Annotated in this window: 13 protein-coding genes and 1 pseudogene; 8 read left to right on the forward strand and 6 right to left on the reverse strand. The window is 64.5% G+C overall.

Annotated elements, in window-relative coordinates; genetic code table 11:
* Positions 1–76 precede the first annotated feature (76 nt).
* Entirely contained in the window at positions 77–1,372 is a 1,296-nt protein-coding gene (gene ftsY / locus MMB74_RS04520) for a signal recognition particle-docking protein FtsY (RefSeq protein WP_277427400.1), read from the forward strand.
* Between the two features lie 78 nt (positions 1,373–1,450).
* Here the strand turns inward: ftsY and maiA are convergent, their stop codons facing one another.
* Positions 1,451–2,095 (reverse strand): maleylacetoacetate isomerase, encoded by a 645-nt coding sequence (gene maiA, locus MMB74_RS04525; protein WP_277427401.1) that lies wholly within the window; start codon positions 2,093–2,095, stop codon positions 1,451–1,453.
* Between the two features lie 31 nt (positions 2,096–2,126).
* Entirely contained in the window at positions 2,127–2,843 is a 717-nt protein-coding gene (locus MMB74_RS04530; protein ID WP_277427402.1) for a fumarylacetoacetate hydrolase family protein, read from the reverse strand.
* A 195-nt stretch (positions 2,844–3,038) separates the two neighbouring features.
* On the opposite strand from MMB74_RS04530, the gene ybiB reads away from it, so the two are divergent.
* Entirely contained in the window at positions 3,039–4,010 is a 972-nt protein-coding gene (gene ybiB / locus MMB74_RS04535) for a DNA-binding protein YbiB (RefSeq protein WP_277427403.1), read from the forward strand.
* Positions 4,011–4,362: 352 nt separating this feature from the next.
* Complete coding sequence (gene leuA / locus MMB74_RS04540; RefSeq protein WP_277427404.1) at positions 4,363–6,045, forward strand: 2-isopropylmalate synthase; 1,683 nt, start codon at positions 4,363–4,365, stop codon at positions 6,043–6,045.
* A gap of 65 nt (positions 6,046–6,110) precedes the next feature.
* Here leuA and MMB74_RS04545 read toward each other — a convergent pair whose 3' ends face one another.
* Together MMB74_RS04545 and MMB74_RS04550 are read right to left on the reverse strand one after the other, a co-directional pair.
* Positions 6,111–6,494 (reverse strand): nuclear transport factor 2 family protein, encoded by a 384-nt coding sequence (locus tag MMB74_RS04545; RefSeq protein ID WP_277427405.1) that lies wholly within the window; start codon positions 6,492–6,494, stop codon positions 6,111–6,113.
* A 38-nt stretch (positions 6,495–6,532) separates the two neighbouring features.
* Positions 6,533–7,132: an acyloxyacyl hydrolase gene (locus tag MMB74_RS04550; RefSeq protein ID WP_277427406.1), complete on the reverse strand. Its 600-nt coding sequence runs from the start codon at positions 7,130–7,132 to the stop codon at positions 6,533–6,535.
* A gap of 343 nt (positions 7,133–7,475) precedes the next feature.
* Here MMB74_RS04550 and rpoH point away from each other — a divergent pair, with 343 nt between their 5' ends.
* The 5 genes and pseudogenes from rpoH to cydX all read left to right on the forward strand — a co-directional run.
* On the forward strand, positions 7,476–8,408 hold the full coding sequence (rpoH, locus tag MMB74_RS04555) for an RNA polymerase sigma factor RpoH (protein ID WP_277427407.1): 933 nt from the start codon (positions 7,476–7,478) through the stop codon (positions 8,406–8,408).
* A gap of 349 nt (positions 8,409–8,757) precedes the next feature.
* Positions 8,758–9,042, forward strand: coding sequence for a cytochrome oxidase putative small subunit CydP (cydP, locus tag MMB74_RS04560; protein ID WP_277427408.1), 285 nt, complete (start codon positions 8,758–8,760; stop codon positions 9,040–9,042).
* A complete protein-coding gene (locus MMB74_RS04565) occupies positions 9,032–10,624 on the forward strand; it encodes a cytochrome ubiquinol oxidase subunit I (RefSeq protein WP_277427409.1) in 1,593 nt (530 codons plus the stop codon). Before cydP ends, MMB74_RS04565 begins: the two co-directional genes overlap by 11 nt.
* Positions 10,625–10,667: 43 nt before the next feature.
* Positions 10,668–11,804 carry a cytochrome d ubiquinol oxidase subunit II gene (gene cydB / locus MMB74_RS04570; RefSeq protein WP_277427410.1) on the forward strand — a complete coding sequence of 379 codons (1,137 nt, stop codon included), beginning with the start codon at positions 10,668–10,670 and terminating at the stop codon, positions 11,802–11,804.
* Positions 11,805–11,856: 52 nt separating this feature from the next.
* Positions 11,857–11,934 (forward strand): annotated as a pseudogene (gene cydX / locus MMB74_RS04575) (cytochrome bd-I oxidase subunit CydX); the annotation flags it as partial.
* Positions 11,935–12,109: 175 nt separating this feature from the next.
* On the opposite strand, the gene nagE reads toward cydX, so the two are convergent.
* Both nagE and ptsP read right to left on the reverse strand, forming a co-directional pair.
* Positions 12,110–13,849: an N-acetylglucosamine-specific PTS transporter subunit IIBC gene (nagE, locus tag MMB74_RS04580; protein WP_277427412.1), complete on the reverse strand. Its 1,740-nt coding sequence runs from the start codon at positions 13,847–13,849 to the stop codon at positions 12,110–12,112.
* Between the two features lie 96 nt (positions 13,850–13,945).
* Positions 13,946–16,555, reverse strand: coding sequence for a phosphoenolpyruvate--protein phosphotransferase (ptsP, locus tag MMB74_RS04585; RefSeq protein ID WP_277427413.1), 2,610 nt, complete (start codon positions 16,553–16,555; stop codon positions 13,946–13,948).
* Between the last annotated feature and the right edge of the window lie 11 nt (positions 16,556–16,566).

Genomic DNA, 16,566 nt, shown 5'->3' on the forward strand with positions numbered 1-16,566 from the left:
GCGGCGCATGCGCGGCCGCGCGCCATCATCTATTGCCGCCGCAGGCAGCTCGCCTCGGCACCGATCACGGCACACCATGTTCAGCTTTTTCAAACGATTCAAGGGCGGCAAAGCCGCCGATACGCCGCAGGACACGCAAGCAGACGAAGCCCCGGCAGCACCGGCGGTTGCGCCAGTCGTCTCGCCAACCCAAGCGCCCACGTCCCCCGTCGCGCCGGCCGCTTCCGCTGCGCCGCCCGCTGCATCGGCCGCGCCCGCCGAGTCCATTGCCCCCGCCGCGTCGGCCCCGCCGCCGGCGGTCACGCCCGCCCCGGCGAGCGCCGCGGTTGCCGCGCCGCCCCGGCCTGCGCCCGAACCGTTCGCTAGCGGCAACGCCCCGGGCGCTTCGGCCTCGGCCACCGCCATCGAACCTACGGGGGTCAACGAGATCGAGACCGAGGAAATCGTGCCGCCCCCGCTCGTCGAACCCGCGCAAAAGCAATCGTGGCTCGCGCGGCTGCGCACGGGACTATCGAAGACGAGCGCCGGGCTGACCGGCATCTTCGTGCGCACGAAGATCGACGACGAGCTCTACGAGGAGCTGGAAACGGCGTTGCTGATGGCCGATGCCGGGGTCGAGGCGACGGAGTTCTTGCTCGCCGCATTGCACGAAAAGGTACGCACGCAGCGATTAACCGATCCGCAGCAGGTCAAGGCGGCGCTGCGCGCGTTGATCGTCGATCTGCTCAAGCCGCTCGAGCGATCGCTGGTGCTAGGCCGAGCACAACCGCTCGTGATGATGATCGCGGGCGTCAATGGCGCGGGTAAAACCACGAGCATCGGCAAACTCGCCAAGCATCTGCAACGTTTCGATCAGTCGGTGCTGCTTGCCGCCGGAGACACGTTCCGCGCCGCCGCCCGCGAGCAACTCGCGATTTGGGGCGAGCGCAACAACGTGACCGTCGTGGCGCAGGAAAGCGGCGATCCGGCCGCCGTCATCTTCGATGCGGTTAGCGCGGCGCGAGCCCGCAAGATCGACGTCGTCATGGCGGATACGGCGGGCCGCCTGCCCACGCAGTTGCACCTCATGGAAGAGCTGCGCAAGGTCAAGCGCGTGATCGGCAAGGCCTTCGAAGGGGCGCCGCACGAAGTGTTGCTCGTCATCGATGCGAACACGGGCCAAAACGCGCTGGCGCAGGTCAAAGCATTCGACGATGCGCTCTCGCTGACGGGCCTGATCGTCACGAAGCTCGACGGCACCGCCAAAGGCGGGATCTTGGCGGCCATCGCGCGCCAGCGTCCCGTCCCGGTCTACTTCATCGGCGTCGGGGAAAAGGTCGAAGACTTGCAGCCGTTCAACGCGGAGGAATTCGCCGACGCGCTGCTCGGCTAACGGCAGCCGCCCAACCATCCGCCATGCGCGCGCTTCGCGGCCCAAACGCGCGCAAGCTTTCCGTTACTCGTCAGGCACCTACTCGGCATCGGGCTGTTCGCTAGGCGCCGCGCGCGCGAACGCCTCGTGCCGGCTGGCTTCGTCGTAGATGCGTTGAATCGTCGGAAACGGTTGCATATCCACGCTGAAGCGGATTGCGTTGAACACCTGGGGCACGAGCGCGAGGTCCGCCATCGTCGGCGTATCGCCGAAAACGAACTTGCCGGTTCGCGCGTCCGACGCGAGCTCCGCCTCGATCGCCGTAAAACCGTTCTCGACCCAATGCTTGTACCAAGCGTCTTTCGCATCGTCCGTGACGCCGAGCTCGTGCTTCAGATACTTGAGCACCCGCAGGTTGTTCAGCGGATGGATTTCGCACGCGACTTGCAGCGCGATGCCTCTCACGTGCGCCCGATCGGCGGGTGCGCTCGGCAGTAGCGGCGGATTGGGGTGCACCTCTTCGAGATACTCGATGATGGCGAGCGACTGCCGCAGCACCGTGTCGCCGTCGACGAGCGAGGGCACGATGCCGTCGGGGCAGATGCGCCGATACTCGGCGCTCAGTTGCTCACCACCGCCGCGCAAGAGGTGCACGCTGGCATATTCATAGGGCAGGCCCTTCAAATTGAGCGCAATGCGCACGCGATAGGCCGCCGAACTGCGGAAATAGCTATAAAGTTTCATCGAGTGTCCCCCTCCCAAAACGCGCGGATTGTCACACCACGCGCACATTCAATTCCCCCAGCCCTTGCACGGAACCCGTCAACAAATCGCCGCGCACAACGGGGCCGACGCCTTCGGGCGTGCCGGTGAATACCAGATCCCCGGGGCGAAGCTCGAACAGCGTCGATAAATACGCGATCGTCTCGGCCGTGGACCAAATCAACTGCGATACGTCGGAGCACTGTTTCTCGACGCCATTGACCGCCAGTCGAATCGCGCCTTGCTCGATATGGCCGACGCGCGATACCGGGTGAATCGGGCCGAGCGGCGCCGAATGATCGAAGCCTTTCGCACCGTCCCAAGGACGGCCCATTTTCTTCGCCTCGGCTTGCAGATCGCGGCGGGTCATGTCGAGACCCAACGCATAGCCGTAGACGTGATCGAGCGCGCGATCCACCTCGATATCGCGCCCCGCCCGCCCGATTGCGACGACGAGCTCGATCTCGTGATGCACGTCGTTCGTGCGCGACGGATACGGGAATTCGCCGGTCGAGCCGAGCGCGACATACACGATTGCGTCGGCCGGTTTGGCAAAGAAAAACGGCGGCTCTCGATCGGGATCATGGCCCATTTCCCGAGCATGGGCCGCATAATTGCGGCCGACGCAGTAGATGCGGCGAACCGGAAAGCGCTCGCGCGCACTCGCGACGCCGGCGCTTTCCGCAATCGGCACCGCGACGATGGGGGCCGGGGCAAACACATACTCCATCGCTTTCTCCTTCGGATTCGATGGGCGCCGCGCGCGTAGGGTCCGCACGGCCGAAAGCATCGAGTGTAGCGCGGGCGCACCGGCGACGCCGCGCGGCTCGACATCTCGCGGCTTGCCAGATGGGAACGAATGCGGTACTCGTTAAACTTCGCCAATCTTTTCTTCGCAGAGCACCGACTCTCGTCCCCGCGCGCCATGACCGAACCCATTCTCGCCGAACCGTTTCCCTGCGCCCGCTTCATCAAGGAAATCGGGCGCGGCCCGCACGGCGCCCGCGCGCTATCGTCCGAAGACACCTTTGCGCTCTACGGCGCGATGCTCGACGGCCGCGTCTCCGACCTCGAACTCGGCGCGGTATTGCTCGCTTACCGCCTCAAAGGGGAGACGGCCGACGAACTCGCCGCCATGCTCGCGGCGGCCCAGGCGTCGATGATGCCGGTGCGCGCACTCGGCGCCGTCTCGATCCCGAGCTACAACGGCGCACGTAAGCAACCGAACCTCGTGCCGCTGCTTGCGCTGCTGCTGGCGCGCGAGGGGGTGCCGACGCTCGTGCACGGCGTCACGGAAGATCCGGGCCGCGTGACGAGCGCCGAAATCTTCGCGTGCCTGGGGATCGAGGCGGCCGCCTCGCACGATGCGATCGAAGCGGCGCTAGCCGAGCGCCGGTTGGCGTTTGCGCCCGTGGACGTGCTCGCGCCCAAGCTCGCGCGCCTGCTCGCTTTGCGGCGTGTCATGGGCGTGCGCAACTCGACCCACACGCTGGTGAAGATCCTTCAGCCGTTCTCGCCTGCCGGCTTGCGGCTCGTCAATTACACGCATCCGGCTTACCGCGACAGCTTGGCCGCCCTCTTCCTCGGTCACCCGGAAGTCGCCCGCGGCGGCGCGCTGCTCGCGCGGGGCACCGAGGGCGAAGCCGTCGCGGACACACGCCGTCAAGTGCAGATCGACTGGCTGCACGACGGGTTGGCCCAAACCCTCGTCACGCCCGAGCGCAGCTCGCCCGACGAAGCCGAGCCCGAATTGCCCGCCGCTCGCGACGCGGAAACGACGGCGCGCTGGATCGAATCCGTGCTGCGCGGCGACGCCGCCGTGCCGCCAACACTGGCCCGTCAGGTCAAGATCATCGTCGACATCGCGCGCGCGAACGAGGGCACGGCCAACCCCTGACGCACCGGCACTGTTGACAGCGTGCAGCGCGCTGTCATACAGTGCGGCTCATGCGTTCAATCCTGAACTCCCTCCGAATTACCTCCGGCCGCCTAGCGCGGCCCCTATCGCTACGACTAGCGTAAGCCTGTCGTAGCGCCGCGCCTTGCGCGGTCCTCCCGCAGCATCCCGAGCAGTTTCCGTTTCACCCAAACCGTAGTTCCTTCTACAACCCGTAGTCGTCAGCATTCGGCCGAGTACCGCTTCGCCGAATCGCGAATCCGCCGACGTGGCAACATCGCGTCCGGCATGATCGGCTAGCCGCTCGATCAGCCGCGCTTTCGCAGACGACCCGACGAACGAGGTCGCACCCATGCTTCGCAACCCTGCCGCAAAGTACCGATCCTTCCCGCCCGTGCAGTTGGCCGGCCGAAAATGGCCGAACCGCACCATCGAGCGGGCCCCGATTTGGATGAGCACCGATTTGCGCGACGGCAACCAGGCCCTGATCGAGCCCATGAGCATCGCGCAAAAGCTCGAATTCTTCGAGATGCTCGTCGCGATCGGTTTCAAGGAGATCGAAGTGGGGTTCCCCTCGGGGTCGCAGACCGATTTCGACTTCGTGCGCAAGCTCATCGACGAAAAGCGCATTCCCGAAGACGTGACGATCGAAGTGCTCGTGCAGTCGCGCGCCGATCTGATCGCGCGCACGTTCGAAGCGCTGGACGGCGCGCCACGGGCGATCGTCCATCAGTACAACGCCATCGCGCCTTCGTTTCGCCGGATCGTCTTCAACGCCTCCAAGAGCGAAGTCAAAGCGCTGGCCGTACAAGGCGCTCGCCTCATCAAGGAAGAAACCGAGCGGCGGCCTCAAACGCAATGGACCTACGAGTATTCGCCCGAGACCTTCAGCATGACCGAGCTCGCCTTCGCGCGCGAAGTGTGCGATGCCGTGAGCGCGGTGTGGCACCCGACGCCCGAACGCAAAATCATCGTCAATTTGCCGGCAACCGTCGAAGCGGCCACGCCGAACGTCTTCGCCGATCAAATCGAATGGATGGACCGCAATCTTGCCTATCGCGACAGCATCGTGCTGTCCGTGCATCCGCATAACGATCGCGGCACCGCGGTGGCCGCGGCGGAACTGGCGCTGCTTGCGGGCGCCGATCGCATCGAGGGCTGCTTGTTCGGCAACGGCGAGCGCACCGGCAACGTCGATCTCGTGACGCTCGCGCTCAATCTCTACACGCAGGGTGTCGACCCGAGGCTCGATTTTTCCGATATCGACGCCGTGCGCCGCGTGGTCGAGCGCTGCAATGCGATCGCCGTGCATCCGCGCCACCCGTATGCGGGCGAGCTCGTCTTCACCGCGTTCTCGGGGTCGCACCAGGACGCAATCCGCAAAGGATTCGCGCAGCAATCGTCCGACGGCCTCTGGGAGGTCCCGTATCTGCCGATCGATCCGGCCGATGTCGGCCGCGGCTACGAGGCGGTGATTCGCGTCAACAGCCAGTCGGGCAAGGGTGGCGCGACCTATCTGCTCGAGCGCGGGCTCGGCTTCGCGCCGCCGCGGCGCGTGCAGATCGAGTTCAGCCATGCGGTGCAGCGTCTGGCCGACGACTCGGGCACCGAAGTTACCGGCGAGGCGGTTTGCGCCCTGTTCGCACGGGAATATTTCGATGTGCAAGGCCCTGCCGAGCGGGTCGAATCGGTGGTGCGCTGGCGCCGGCGCGAAGTGGCGCGCGTGGAGGCTGCGACCGGCGACGACGATGGGCAAGCGTGGGTACGCGCGCTTGCCGATGCCATGTCGACGGCCGCGCGCCAGCGCGTGCAGGTTTGCGATTACGAGAGCCTCACGACTGGCGACGGCCGCACGGCCGTGTTCGTCGCGGTTCGCCTCGAAGAACCGGGCCAAAACGCGGCGGCGAGCCAGGGCGTACGGTACGGCGTGGGCGTAGCGGCAAATCCGGCGACGGCCGCGGCCGATGCGCTGGTTTCTGCAGTCAACCGGTTGGAATGGAGCCGCGAGCGGGAGGACGAAGCCGCCGCGGCTTGAGCGTGTTTGCTGCAACCTGGGCGCGCCTGCCACGAGCAGGCGGCGCGAGCGATGCGCTGCGCGTTCTACTCGAGCGCGCAGCGTGTCGCCTGCCAGGCGAGGAGCCGCCAGTGGCCGTCTTCTCGCGATTGAATGGCCATGTAGGCGATCGGAAACAATATCGCGCCGTTGTTCGCCTCCATCTCCACCAACGCGCGGCCCGTGACGACGCAAGCGTCGCTGCCGACGGGCAGAACATCCTGCGATTGCACCTCGATCTGCCGGTACCGGCGGTGACCGCCGGAAATGGCATCGATGAACTGCCGCTTCGTCTCGCGCTTGCCGTTCGTGTGAACGTAGCTGACGCTCTCCGAAAGCAGTTGGTTCAGTACCGGCACGTCGCCATCGACCATCGCGCGAAACCGATCGCGCTCGAGCGCCCGAATCGCCTCGATCACCTTCGCCGCCATCGCTCAGCCCCCATGCGACCGGCGCGCGTGCGCCGCCGTCAGAAGTTGTACTGCAGGTATAGCTGGGTGAAATTTATACCAGGATTCGGCTCTTTGATACCGCCATTCGACACGTGTTGGAAACGCACACCCGCCGCGTACTGCTGGCGAGAGCCGAACTGCGCGCCGACGCCGGCTGTCTCCGAGAATTGGAAGGCGGTAGAAAGGGTGTACGAATCGGTGATGGTCGGATGCGACAGGACGCGTATCCCGGCCCCGGCTTCGAGGTACGGACGGATCCCCCCCGAATCCTTGATGAAACGCACCATCGGCGTCAGGCCGACTTCGTAGACGTCGTTGTGAAAGGCGCCCTCATTGGTGTGCCAGTATCCGAGGTGTGCCTCCCCGAGCAGCGAAAAATGCCAACCGCCGATGTGCCAGAAGTTCAATCCCGGGTCCCAAACGAAGCCGAGCTCGACCTTTTTGACCTTGTGCTGCGCGACGCCGACCGCGATTTGGGCGCCGAACGTGTGATCCGCAGACGCCGCCGCAGCCGTTTCCTGCGCACTCGCCCCTGCGGCGGCACCGAGCAGCAGCGCCGGGACGATGCCGCGCAGTGTCGCGTTCTTGAGCCCGATCAAATCGTTTTTCTTTTTCATCTCGATACTCCAACCATACGCGTTGAACGCCGATGATCCCCGTCCGCCGCGGCGGGTCGAATGATCATACTGTGTGGCCAATAGCTCAAAGGTACTGTTTCTGGCAAAACATTGTTTGCAAACGGCGCAAGGCTGGCGCGCGGTTCGGGCACACGGAACCTCCCTGCAGACCGTTCGACAGAAGCGTAAAATAAGCTATCGAAACCCACAATTTGATAGATCAAGGGAACTTCGGCGGGACGGTGGACTCGAACGCTTAGCACTCTCCGAAACGGAGTGCTAATATCCCCGGTGGAGTTGTCTTCGTGACTGAGCAGTACTCGATTCACAAGGAGTTTCTTACGTGAGCAACGCAATGACCCTTCCGAACACTCTGAGCCCGGCGTCCGCTAAGGCCGCTTCGGCAGGTGCTCTCACGCTCGCGCCGTCGATGCTGCCCGGGCAGCTCGGCAACATCGACGCCTACATCCAAGCCGTCAATCGCATCCCGATGCTGAGCGCGGAAGAAGAACGCGAACTCGCCACCGAATACCGTCAGCAAGCCAGCTTGGAGGCCGCGCGCCGGCTCGTCCTGTCCCATCTGCGCCTGGTCGTCTCGGTCGCGCGCAACTACTTGGGCTACGGTCTGCCGCATGCGGATCTGATCCAAGAAGGCAACATTGGTCTGATGAAGGCCGTGAAGCGCTTCGATCCAGAGCAAAACGTGCGCCTGGTGTCGTACGCGATCCACTGGATCAAGGCCGAGATTCACGAATACATCCTGCGCAATTGGCGCATGGTCAAGGTCGCGACCACGAAGGCGCAGCGCAAGCTGTTCTTCAACCTGCGCAGCCACAAGCAAAACCTGCATGCGTTCACGCCCGACGAAATCGAGGGTCTCGCCAAAGAGCTCAACGTCAAGCGCGAAGAAGTGTCGGAGATGGAAACGCGCTTATCGGGCGGCGACGTGGCGCTCGAAGGGCAGGTCGAGGATGGCGAGGAATCGTTCGCGCCCATCGCCTACCTGGCCGATTCGCACAACGAGCCGACAGCCGTGCTCGCCGCGCGGCAGAACGACCGCTTGCAGACCGACGGCATCGCTCAAGCGCTCGATTCCCTCGATGCGCGCAGCCGTCGCATCATCGAGGCGCGTTGGCTCAATGTGGCCGACGATGGCTCCGGCGGCTCCACGCTGCATGAACTCGCCGATGAATTCGGCGTCTCGGCCGAGCGCATTCGTCAAATCGAAGCCAGTGCGATGAAGAAGATGCGCACGGCGCTGGCTGAGTACGCATAAGCGAGCTCGCGGCGTTTCGCCTCGTCGCTTCATCAAAGTCCCGCTGCATCTGCGCAGCGGGATTTTTTTTGCCCGCGCTCCCGCACACGCAGGTGGCCCGCTCAACCGCATTCGCAGGCGGCCTCCTATCGGCGCTTTGTTAACCGCTCAGAACAGCTCCTCTTAATCAGCCCCCGATCCCCCTGCGCTAAAACGCCGCGCCATTGTCGCAGGTCAACTGCTCTCCCCCCTGTTCGACCTACGATGGATTCGACTGCTTCGGCGGCTTGAACGTTTGTCTCTCACCTCCTCCGGTAGGTGAAACGGACACTCCTCAGACCGAATGCGGCAATTACAGGAATCCGAGGCCATGCGAGCCCTCCATCGTAAAACCACCGCGCATGCCGCGCCCCCCTCCGGCAGCGGCCATCGTTCGTTTGCAGCATCGCTCGGCCGATGGGCGCGAGGCCCAACGTTCGCACGCGATATCACGCTCGTGCTCGCGCTCAAAGTCGTATTGCTGATCGGACTGAAGTTGGCTTTTTTCAATCACCCTCGCGCGAGCGATATGTCGCTGCCGCCCGCAGAAGTCGCGAGGGCGCTGCTTTCCTCTCCCGCCCCTCGCGTGTCACAAGGAGTCGGCCATGCTCAGTAGTGAAGTCGTCGATCTCTCGCGCCTGCAATTCGGCGTGACAGCCCTTTATCACTTTTTATTCGTCCCGCTCACGCTCGGCCTCTCATGGCTGCTCGTCATCATGGAAGCCGTGTTCGTGATGACCGATAAGCCAGTCTACAAAGACATGACCCAGTTCTGGGGCAAGCTGTTCGGCATCAACTTCGCCATGGGCGTCACGACGGGCATCACGCTCGAATTCCAATTTGGAACGAATTGGGCCTACTACTCGCACTATGTGGGCGATATCTTCGGCGTGCCGCTCGCGGTCGAAGGGCTCATGGCGTTCTTTCTCGAATCGACGTTCGTCGGCCTGTTCTTCTTCGGCTGGAATCGCCTCTCGAAAGTTCAGCATCTGGTCGTCACGTTTCTCGTGGCGCTCGGCTCGAACCTCTCGGCGTTGTGGATTCTCGTTGCCAACGGCTGGATGAATTACCCGGTTGGCGCCGCGTTCAACTATGAAACGATGCGCATGGAACTCACGAGCCTGTTCGCCGTGATCTTCAATCCGATCGCGCAGGTCAAATTCGTTCATACGGTATCGGCCGGTTACGTGACCGCTTCGATGTTCGTGCTTGGGATCTCGTCCTGGTACCTGCTCAAGCGCCGCAACGTCGAGTTCGCGCTGCGCTCGTTCACCGTCGCAGCGGGGTTCGGGCTTGCATCGACGCTTTGCGTCATCGTGCTCGGCGACGAATCGGGCTATAACACCGGCGAAGTGCAAAAGGTCAAGCTCGCGGCCATCGAAGCGGAATGGGAAACGGCCAAGCCGCCCGCAGCGTTCACCGTGTTCGGCATTCCCAATCAGGCGGAGCAACGCACCGATTACGCGCTACGCGTCCCCTATGCGTTGGGCCTCATCGCCACGCGGTCGCTCGACGAGCCGGTGATCGGCCTGAAAGACCTGGTAGCTGAAAACGAGACGCACGTCCGAAACGGCATGCTCGCCTACGCCGCCTTGCAGCAACTCAAGCAAGGCGATACGTCCGCCGCCGCGCGCGCCGCCTTCGACGCCCACAAGAGCGATCTCGGCTACGGGCTGTTGCTCAAGCCGCTGGCGCCGCGCGTCACCGATGCGACACCGGAGCAGATCCATCGAGCCGCCACATCGACCATCCCGCCGGTCGCACCGATCTTCTTCTCCTTCCGACTGATGGTCGGTCTGGGGATCCTGTTCCTCGCGACTTTCGTCTACGCATTCTGGCTGTGCGCGCGTCGCGCCGTGCTCGACGATCGCCGCCGCTGGTTCCTGCGCTGGGCCGTGTGGGCCATTCCGCTGCCGTGGCTCGCGGCGGAATTCGGCTGGGTCGTGGCCGAGCTCGGACGTCAGCCCTGGACGATCGCCGGCATCTTGCCGACACATCTCTCCGTGTCGAGCCTCTCGGCCACCGACGTGTATCTGAGCCTCGCGGGATTCGCGCTCTTCTATACGGCGTTGTTCATCGTCGAGATCACGCTGATGTTCAAGTACGCGCGCCTGGGCCCTGCCTCGTTGCACACGGGCCGCTACCAGACGGACCCGGAAAAACCGGCGACGGTCGTCGCGAACGACACGCCAGCATGAAGCCGCGGATGCATCTACGTCATCGATCGATCAAAGGACCATCATGGACTACGCAACGCTCAAGGTGATTTGGTGGGCGCTCATCGGCACGCTGCTGATCGGCTTCGCGCTGACGGACGGCTTCGACATGGGTGCGGCCATCTTGCTGCCGTTCGTCGGTAAAACCGACGACGAACGCCGCATCGTCGTCAACACGGTCGGCGCGACCTGGGAGGGCAATCAAGTTTGGCTCATCACGGCCGGCGGCGCCATGTTCGCGAGCTGGCCGCTCGTCTATGCGGCTTCGTTTTCGGGCTTCTACTTCGCCATGCTGCTCGTGCTGTTCGCGCTGTTCTTTCGGCCCGTCGGCTTCGACTATCGCAGCAAACGCGCCGATCCACGGTGGCGCTGCGCCTGGGATTGGGCGCTATTCGCGGGCGGCTTCGTACCCGCCCTCGTGTTCGGCGTCGCCTTCGGCAATCTGCTGCAAGGCGCACCGTTCTCGTTCGATAGCGATATGCGCGTGACTTATCACGGTTCGTTCTTCGCCCTGCTCAATCCGTTCGCGCTGCTGACAGGCTTCGTCAGCTTGTCGATGCTGATCGCGCACGGCGCGTCGTTCGTGAAGATGAAGACCGATGGCGTGGTGTCCGCGCGGGCCGGGCTCGCGCTGCGAGGCGCAGCCGCGATCACGTTGCTTTGCTTTGCATTGGCCGGCGCGCTGATCGCAACGTCGGTCGTCGGCTATCGAATCGAAAGCGCGCCGCCCTTCGATACGGTCGCCAATCCCCTGCTGAAAACCGTCGATTCGGGCAAGGGGCTTTGGCTCGCCAACTACGGGCGCTTTCCGTGGATGATGATCGCACCTGCACTCGGCTTCGCAGGCGGTCTCGTCGCGTTCGCCGTCGCTCGCTCGCGCTTGGAGAAGACCGCGTTCATTGCGACGGGTGTCATGATCGTCGGTGTGATTCTCACGGCAGGCTTCTCGATGTTTCCGTTCATCATGCCGTCCTCGCTCGATGCGAAGAGCAGCCTGACGGTATGGGATTCGACCTCGAGCCGGCTCACGCTACAGATCATGCTCGTCGCCGTGATCGTGTTCTTACCGATCATTCTCGTCTATACGGGGTGGGTCTATCGCGTCATGCGCGGCAAGGTCACGCAGGCCGCGCTCGAGGAAAACCGCCATTCGATGTATTGATCGGCATCGATTTCCAAATAGTGGATCTGGTCTTTGGTTAGGAGAACGAATCATGTGGTACTTCAGTTGGATTCTCGGCATCGGTCTCGCGCTCGGTTTCGGCATCATCAACGCGATGTGGCTCGAATCGAGAGTTGAAAAAGCGAGAATCGCCCAAGAGCGATAAGGGTCGTTGCACCTGGGCGGACATGCTTCTCCCGCTCATCCCCAAGCTTCACCGCAAACGAAAAGCGGCGCCTCGACGGGCGCCGCTTTTCGTTGCTGCTTTGCGCTTCGCCTATTCGAAGCGCGCTCACTTCATCGCATCACACCGGCTGAGGCGAAGGGCCGCCCGCAGCAGGCAAACGCGTAGCCAGTTGCTCGGCATAGCGCTGCGCGGACGGACCGCAAACGATGTGGAACGTGTCTGCCGATACCCAGGCCACATCCAGCGCGGCAAGCCGTTGCCGGTCGACCGCCGACGGATCGCGCACCACCACGCGCAGTCGCGTCGCCGCCACGGCATCGAGCGCAGCGACGTTGGTCGCCCCGCCGAACACGGCGAGCCAGCGCATCGGGTCGGGATCGAGCGGGCCGGCAACCCCTGCTTGCGTAGCCGGCGCTGGCGAGCCAGCGCTCCCCGCCCCGCCAGCGATCACGGCGCGCATTTCATCGGCGATCATATCTGCCTCGGGCCCGATCACCACCTGCACGTTGTGCGCATCGCGCTTGAGCACGCCGCGTGCGCCGGCTGCCTTGAGCGCGGGCTCGGATATCTTCCCGGCGTCGACGACGGACAGCCGCAGCCGCGTCGTGCAAGCGTCGACGAGCGTCAGATTCTGCGCGCCGCCCAGCGCGGCGATGTAGCGATCGGCCCGCGAAGCGGCTGCTCCAGCGACGGGCGCGACATAGCCGCCTTCGGCAAACGACTGCACCTGCGCATCGCCGTTCGCGCTCTCGCGGCCCGGAGTCGCCATGTTGAACTTGCGGATGAAGAAGCGGAACAGCCCGTAATAGACCACCGCATAAACGAGGCCGATCGGAATCGCGAGCCAGCCCTTCGTCGACAAGCCGTAATTCAATACGTAGTCGATGGCGCCGGCCGAGAACGTGAAGCCCAGATGCACACCCAACGCTTGGCAGATCGCAAGCGATAGGCCTGTCAACAATGCGTGGATCACGTAGAGCACGGGCGCGAGGAACATGAAGGTGAACTCGACCGGCTCGGTCACACCCGTCAGGAACGATGTGAGGGCCATCGAGAACAGCAGGCCGCCCACCAATGCACGGCGCTCCTTGGGCGCTTCATGGAACATGGCCAGACACGCGGCCGGCAAACCGAACATCATCACGGGGAAGAAACCCGTCATGAAGCCGCCCGCAGTCGGGTCGCCAGCGAAGAAGCGATGTAGATCGCCCGTCACGGCCGCGCCGCCGCCCGGCGGCGTGAACGTGCCGAAGACGAACCAAGCGAGCGAGTTGATGATGTGATGCAAACCCGTGACCAGCAACAGCCGGTTCAACGTGCCGTAGACGAACACGCCGATCGCGCCGGCCGTGGTGAGCCAGTGCCCGGTCGCGTCGATGGCCATTTGCACCGGTTGCCAGACGTACCCGAAGACGATGCCGAGCACCACGCACACTAACCCCGTGATGATCGGCACGAACCTCTTGCCGCCGAAGAAGGCCAGGTAGTCGGGCAGCTTGATGTCCTTGTACCGGTTATAAAGCAGCCCAGCGACAACGCCCGCGATGATGCCCGAGAGCACCCCCATGTTGAGCTTGTCGTTGATGTCCTTCATCACGGCGATCTCGATCAGATAGCCGATCGCACCGGCGAGCGCGGCCACGCCGTTGTTGTCCTTCGCGAAACCCACCGCCACGCCGATGGCGAACAAGAGCGGCAAGTTGTCGAAGATCGTGCCGCCCGCATCGGCGATCATTTTTATGTTGAGCACATCGGCCTGGCCGAGCCTGAGCAAGATGCCCGCGACCGGCAATACCGCAATCGGCAGCATCAGCGCCCGCCCTAAGCGCTGCACCTTTAGAAATGGGTTCGCGTCCATTGAGTCCTCCAGTTGGTCCGTCTCGTCGTTGATGTTTCGTGTCGTCTGTGGTCGATCGTCTAAGTGCGATTTCGGGCGTCGGATCAGTTGGAACACCTAATCCATGGGCCAGATCTCGCGGCTTGCTGCTCTTACCGCCTGCGCCGAATCGAGCGCGAGCAAATCGCTCGCGCGTTGGCGGCACAGTTGATAATCGAGGGTGCGCACGCGCGCCTTGATGCCCGGCACGGCCACCGGATCCACCGACAGTTCGGTGACGCCAAGGCCCACGAGCAGCGGCACGGCCACGGGGTCGCCCGCCAACGCGCCACATACGCCCACCCACTTGCCGTGCTTGGCTGCGCCTTGCGTCGTCAGCTCGATCAAGCGCAACACCGCCGGATGCAGGCCGTCGGCCTGCGCGGCCAAATCGGCCTGGCAGCGGTCCATGGCAAGCGTGTACTGCGTCAAGTCGTTCGTGCCGATCGAGAGAAAATCGGCGTGACGCGCGAGCTGATCGGCAAGCAACGCCGCCGACGGCACCTCGATCATCACCCCTACCTCGATGGCGTCAGTGCGGCCCAAGCCGCGCGCGAGGTCGTCGATGCGCTTGCGCACGCGCACGAGTTCGCCCGCATCGGTCACCATCGGCAACAAGATGCGCACGCAACCATGCGGTTGAACGGCAATGAGGCCGCGCAGCTGTTCGTCAAGCAAATCGGGGCGCACCTGCGCAAGCCGGATACCACGCAAACCGAGCGCGGGGTTCGTCTCGGGAGGCAGCGTCAGATACGGAACCTCCTTGTCCGCGCCGACATCGAGGGTGCGGATAATCGCGGTGCGGCCCTCGAGCGCGTCGACGATCGCTTGATAGCTTTGGCGATGCTCCTCGGCATTGGGCGCCGACTCGCGGTGGATGAACAACAATTCGGTGCGCAGCAGACCGACGGCATCGGCGCCGTTATCGAGCGCGGTGCGCGCATCGTCGATCGTCGCGATGTTCGCCGCGACCTCGATCGCGCGGCCATCGCGCGTGGCCGCCGCTTGCCGCGACGTGCGGCGGTTCGTTTCGCGCACGCCCGCCAGGCGCTGGCGCTCGAGACGCGCGCGCTCGACGTCGAGTTCGGTCGGCGCGTATTCGAGCCGGCCGGCGCTCGCATCGACGACGACTTGCGTGCCGTCGGGAATGGCGTGCAGTGCGTCGCCCACCGCGACGAGCGCGGGAATGCCCAGTTGCCGCGCGATGATCGCCGCGTGCGACGTCGCGCCGCCGCCCGCCATCGCGAGCGCGGTCACGCGCGCGCGATCGAGCGAAGACAGATCCGATGGCGTGAACTCGTTCGCGGCCAAGACCGCTTCGCTCGGCAGCGTGCGTGCGGCCGGGTTGGCGTAGCCCAGCGCGCGCAAGACGCGTTTTTCGATGTCGCGCAAATCGGCGGCGCGCTCGGCGAGCAACATATCTTCGACATGCGCGAGCACCGCGATTTGTGCGCGAATCGCTTCGCGCCAGGCGAAGCCCGCGCTTTTGCCGAGGCTGATCAGATCGCGGGCGGCGTCCACGAGCGTCGGATCTTCGAGCAGCACGCGATGCACGGCGAAGATGCCCGCCTCGCCGACGGCGCCGCGCTGCGATGCGTCACGCACCGTGGTGTTCAATTCCTGATCGACGGTCGCGAGCGCGCGATCGAGCAAGCGGCTTTCCGCGGCCGGCGTTCCGCTCGCGCGCTCGGGCGGAACGAGTTCGGCATCGTCCCAGCGCACGAGTGTGCCCACGGCGATTCCGGGCGCCGCGCATACGCCCGCAAGCGTGTTGGGGTCGAGCGGCATGCCCGAGGGCCGCGCCGCTTGCCCCGGCGCCGGCGATTTCACACGCGCCGGTGTTTCCTCGAGTTCGCCATGCACCTCACGCAGCAATTCGCGCGCGACCGCCTCCACGGCTCGCGCCGCATCGCGTCCGGAGCCGACGATCTCTACCGTCGCTCCTTCGCCCGCGCCCAGGCCAAGCAGGCCGACGACGCTTTGGACGTTCGCATGCCGGCCATCGTGATGGACTTCGACGTGCGCCTGCAAGCCTCGCACCGATTCCCGCGCGCGCGCCGCTGGACGCGCATGCAATCCGCCCGACTGCATCAACGTGACGATGCGGCTCGCCTGCACCTCGACGTCTGCCGGTTGAGCCGCTTGCGCCCCTCCCGCCGCGGCCTGCGTTTGTGTTTGCGCCGCGCCGCCTTTGACGCGCACGGCCAACAACGGCGTCACGCCTGCCGTGACGCGGCCCGATGCGCGTTCGACGATTTCGAACACGTCGGAATTGGCGATCGCGATGACCGAAACCAAGCTGGGCGCCTTCGTGCCGACCGTATCCTGATCGAATTCGATGAGCAGATCACCCGCTCGCACGTGCGCGCCCTGCGTGACCTTCGCCGTGAATCCGGCGCCGCCCAATTCCACCGTGTCGATGCCGATATGCAACAGAATCTCGGCCCCTTCCGGCGTTTGCAGCGTGACCGCGTGACCGGTGCGCGCCAAATGCGTGACGAGCCCGTCGCACGGCGCGACGAGGCGCCCTTCGAGCGGATCGATGGCGAGGCCGTCGCCAAACATACCCTCGGCGAACACCGGATCGGGGACGTCGGCGAGCGCCACCACTGGGCCCGTCAGCGGCGCCAGGAGGACCAGTTTGTCCGGGGATTGATTCATTAATCGGGACTCCTCAGCACGTTCCATCGGCATGTCTC

This window comes from Trinickia sp. Y13, from assembly GCF_029522115.1.
GTDB lineage: Bacteria > Pseudomonadota > Gammaproteobacteria > Burkholderiales > Burkholderiaceae > Trinickia.